General features: G+C 58.6%; 2 protein-coding genes and 3 pseudogenes. 3 read left to right on the top strand and 2 right to left on the bottom strand.

All coding sequences use genetic code 11. The features are described 5' to 3' along the window. Positions 1 to 839 precede the first annotated feature (839 nt). Positions 840 to 968, bottom strand: coding sequence for a hypothetical protein (locus ACP15K_RS20100; protein ID WP_424991444.1), 129 nt, complete (start codon positions 966 to 968; stop codon positions 840 to 842). A 58-nt stretch (positions 969 to 1,026) separates the two neighbouring features. Here ACP15K_RS20100 and ACP15K_RS20095 point away from each other — a divergent pair, with 58 nt between their 5' ends. The 3 genes and pseudogenes from ACP15K_RS20095 to ACP15K_RS20085 form a co-directional block, all read left to right on the top strand. Further along, positions 1,027 to 2,403: a calcium-binding protein gene (locus ACP15K_RS20095; RefSeq protein ID WP_424991443.1), complete on the top strand. Its 1,377-nt coding sequence runs from the start codon at positions 1,027 to 1,029 to the stop codon at positions 2,401 to 2,403. A gap of 878 nt (positions 2,404 to 3,281) precedes the next feature. Then, positions 3,282 to 3,410, top strand: a pseudogene (locus tag ACP15K_RS20090) (IS256 family transposase); the annotation flags it as partial. Then, positions 3,408 to 3,554 (top strand): annotated as a pseudogene (locus ACP15K_RS20085) (IS256 family transposase); the annotation flags it as partial. The pseudogenes ACP15K_RS20090 and ACP15K_RS20085, both read left to right, overlap by 3 nt. 519 nt (positions 3,555 to 4,073) lie before the next feature. Here the strand turns inward: ACP15K_RS20085 and ACP15K_RS20080 are convergent. Continuing rightward, positions 4,074 to 4,599: pseudogene (locus ACP15K_RS20080) on the bottom strand (IS5 family transposase); the annotation flags it as partial.

Here is a 4,599-nt window from a genome sequence, read left to right as displayed (position 1 = left end):
GCCCTTGACCTACCGGATGTTGTCGATTTGTCGAACGGCGATGTAACGGCTATGTTTTCCGCCAGCGGGACAGATGAGAATGAGATCGACAGAGTTAATATCTGGTTCGACCAATCTATCCCAAGGTACGGCAGCAGTCTAAATCTTGTTAGTATTCGCAATGGTTGGGCCGATGGGACCGGCACAGGTAGCCTGACATTCAACGATGCCATGAATCCTGGCACTTATAAAGTCACATCAGTTGATATCAAAGACACACTTGGTAATTCCCGTAGGATCTTGGCGACGGAACTGGAATCTTTGGGGCTAGATACTGAAATGGAGGTGAAGGGCAGTACGCCAGATACAATCGCGCCCGTCCTAACTGCCCTTGACCTACCGGATGTTGTCGATTTGTCGAACGGCGATGTAACGGCTATGTTTTCCGCCAGCGGGACAGATGAGAATGAGATCGACAGAGTTAATATCTGGTTCGACCAATCTATCCCAAGGTACGGCAGCAGTCTAAATCTTGTTAGTATTCGCAATGGTTGGGCCGATGGGACCGGCACAGGTAGCCTGACATTCAACGATGCCATGAACCCTGGCACTTATAAAGTTACATCAGTTGATATCAAAGACACACTTGGAAATTCCCGTAGGATCTTGGCGACGGAACTGGAATCTTTGGGGCTAGATACTGAATTGGTGGTCACCAAATCCAACGCTGCGCCGCCAACACCCGACTTCAAATACCAAATCGTGGACGCCGGCGGGCAGTTGAATCTGGATGTGGTAAATGTTGGCGCGGCGATTGCCTCGTCGAGTGTGGATTTTAACGTCACGCTGAGGGGATCGGGCTATTCGATCGGATCTTTCAGCATGGAAAAGACCGGCGCATTTTCAAGCAGCATGTCTTCGTCAAGTAACGGCACATCCACCACGGTGCAAATGAGCGCCTCAGCGGCATTTTCCGGCACGCTGAACATTGGTCAGACGCTGTTCCGCATCGCTTTGGATGTGACTTCTCCCGGCGCGATAGAGACCGTGACGTCCACGCTTTCGATCGGGTCGACCACACAGCTGCTGCCGAATCTGTCGACACAAAAAATCGGAACGACGGCGGCGGATACCCTGCACGGAACATCGGCGGCCGATACAATGTACGGGTTTTCCGGCGACGACACGTTGTTTGGCTATCAGGGCAACGATGTTCTGAATGGGGGTAATGGGGCAGACACCGTGAACGGCGGCTCCGGAGACGACGAGGTCTCGGGCGGCGGCGGTGACGACATGCTGGATGGCGGCGGCGGCTCGGACCAGCTGTTCGGGCAGCAGGGTAATGACACGCTGATCGGCGGCTTTGCCAACGACTTTCTGTTCGGCGGTTCGGGCAACGATGACCTTTCGGGCGGCGACAGCAACGACCAGTTGTTCGGTGGATCGGGTGCCGACACCATGGATGGTGGCAACGGCTCGGACCTGTTCGTCATCGACGGGTTCGACACGGTGATCGACACCGGCACCGGCGGCTATGACAAGGCACAGATCGCCAGCGCCAGTGGAGACAGCGTGTCGATGGCCGGGTGGAGCGGCGTCGAGCGCGTAAATGGCAACGCGGGCAACGACCAGATCGACGGCTCGACCGCCAACGATGCGCTGCTGCTGTTCGGGAGCGGCGGCGACGACACGCTGATCGGCGGGTCGGGCGATGACGTGCTGATCGGTGGTGATGGCAATGACACGCTGACCGGCAATGCTGGCGATGACATCATGCTGGGGGCTGCCGGCAACGACATCTTCGACGGCGGGACCGGCAACGACGTGTTCTACATCGGCGAAAGCGGCGATGTGGTCAGCGATGGCGGGGCAGGGTTCGACAAGGCGGTGATCTATGACACCAATGGTCTGACTCTGAATGTCGGCAAATGGGTCGGGGTCGAGCGGATCATGGGCCTGACCGGCGATGACACCATTGATGCCACCGGAATGGCCACCTCGGTCACGCTGGTGGGCGGGGCTGGCAACGATGTGCTGACCGGCGGGTCCGATGCGGACGTGTTCTTCGGCGGGGCCGATGACGACACGCTTCTGGGGGCTGCGGGCAACGATGCGCTCATCGCGGGCGCGGGCAATGACACGTTGGATGGCGGTGTGGGCAACGACTTCCTGTTCGGCGGCGCGGGCATCGACGCCTTTGTCTGGACCGACGGGTTTGGCCGCGACGTGGTGAAGGACTTCACCGATGGCGTCGACCGGCTGGACTTCTCGGGCCACAGCACGGTGAATTCGACCAGCGACCTTGTGATCTCCCAAAGTGGGCAGCACACGATCATCACCCTGGCAGCCGGTGGCACCGACCAGGTGACGCTGGCCGACACACCGGCCAGCCTAATCACCGGTACGGATTTCGACTTCGTTTGAGGCGATCGCGAAGGCGGTGGAGGGCTCCCGGCGCTAGTCGGCGGCCCTCCTCAAGCACGACCTGCCAGCTTGCGACGGGCGTGAGACAACCGGAAACGATCACCGGATCCTGGCATTTCTGGGCTGATTTAGAAACGTGTGATTGGCAGATCGTGTCTTGGTTCGTTGTCCGGTGCGCATCGAATGAGAAGCGGCCGACTGCTACAACAACTTGCCCAGACCAAATCACCGCCACCGGTTGGCATCGAGTAGCACGTTTTGAGGTATTGCTCGGGTCACCGACGATGCAGGCAATGGGCGTTTTCCATTGCATCTTTGGCGCAGCTCAGGCTGTGGTTCAACCTTGGGCCGCCAATGATGTTTCACGCATGCTCGGACAGATGCAGATACGATCGGCCGTTGGAAGTTTTTCCCCAAAACTGAATACTACATACCCACAACTCCCAGGGCACGCCACAAACGCAAGCGACGTTCAGGTATCCGCTTGTTCGGGGCTTGCCCGATCAATTCCCAGCGCCTTCCCGCGCGTTCAAACGATGCGTCATGCTGAAATTCTGCGTCAGTAAGTGAAGCGTTGGTTACAATGACGGCCCCCTTTGCGAGCCGACTGGCCACTTGGCGAAGGAGTCGGTTCCCTTGATCGGGATCCCCGGACAATTCGGAATGCGATGCGAGGAACCAGAGATCCGACCCGCCCTCGCCGGCGCCATCGTTGATATGCATGAAGGCGGCAACAGAGCCCGGAGCAAACTGTTCGGTCAACACATCCTGAGCCAAATCATGGTGACGCCCCGAGACGTGGTGTAGCTTTCGGTGGCCATCGGGTTTCTCGGTAGGGTCGGGTTGTGACGCCCAACCTGAACCGAGGATTACACCCGATGACCAAACAGATGATGGACCTGCGTGCGCTCGTGGAAAAGAGCGCTGATGCCGACCTGCTTCGCGAGATGATCGGTTTCGCCGCCGAGCGGCTGATGGAGCTGGAGGTCGGCGCCAAGACCGGCGCTGAGATCCGGCGCCTCGTCGGCGCAATCCTCATGGAGCAGACCGAGGAATGGACGGTTCAGCGTGCCAGATACATGACACTGGAAACGCTCGCGCCCGTCTGCGATGATCTCACTGTCAGCCTGCCTGCAGCGCAGAGCGACTGACCAACTCGGCCCGCCTGAAAGCGCGAGGCCCACGGCGAGCTACACCACCTCCTGGGACATCATCCAAATCATATCGAAGTTCGACCAAGACCTCGGACCCATCTGGCCTCCGCCATGTCTCCAAGGTCGATCGCGGACGGAAAGGGCGGTTCCGAGAGTACCATGTGGTCTTTTCCGGCAAGGCTTCGTCGACGCCCTGGATGCGTGAAGCAAGTGTCCAATTCTCGGGCACCGCCTCCTTTGCCGTTGTGTTGGGTCCGCGATACCCAAGATCGCAGAACGTGAAGCGATTGATGGTATCGCCGAAAAGTTCGAAGGCGATTGGAAGGTCCTGCCCGGAGCACGGGCCATAGAACCGTCCCCTCGGAACATCAAGAACAGCGACCACTCCGAGCTCCTCGAGGTTGGTTCAGAACCCTAACCCACTCTTCGATACTAGCATTTGCCCCATGGATGAACTCATCGCGCGTGCTCCCACGCTCGGTTGCCCTTTTCTTAGGGTCAGGACTCGTTCTTGTCTCAAAGCCAGAACATGACGGTTGCGGCCAATGCGATGGCTGAGAGGAAGACTTTTGGGCATCGGTCGTAGCGAGTGGCCACACGCCGCCAGTCTTTCAGTCTTCCGAACATGATCTCGATGCGGTTGCGGCGCTTGTATCGACGCTTGTCATACTTGATGGCTGTCTTGCGCTGCTTTCGGCCGGGGATACAGGCTCGTATCCCCTTGTCTTTCAATGCTTCTCTGAACCAGTCTGCGTCATAGCCCCGGTCCCCGAGCAGCCACTCGGCATTCGGCAGGCTGCTCACCAATGCCCGTGCGCCGATGTAATCGCTCACCTGCCCGGCGGTGACGAAGAGATTGATTGGTCGCCCCAGGCTGTCGCAGACGGCGTGCAGCTTTGTATTCATACCGCCCTTGGTTCGGCCGATCAGGCGGCCACGCCCCCCTTTTTAACGCCCAGGCTGGACGCGGTGCGGTGTGCCTTCAGATACGTCGCGTCGATCATCACGGTCTTTTCTTCACTGTGTTCGGCGGCCAGCCCAG

This window comes from Fluviibacterium sp. S390, from assembly GCF_049800695.1.
Taxonomy (GTDB): domain Bacteria; phylum Pseudomonadota; class Alphaproteobacteria; order Rhodobacterales; family Rhodobacteraceae; genus Meridianimarinicoccus.
The sequence above is the reverse complement of the archived record's forward strand: the minus strand, read 5'-3'. Positions and strand labels throughout refer to the sequence as shown.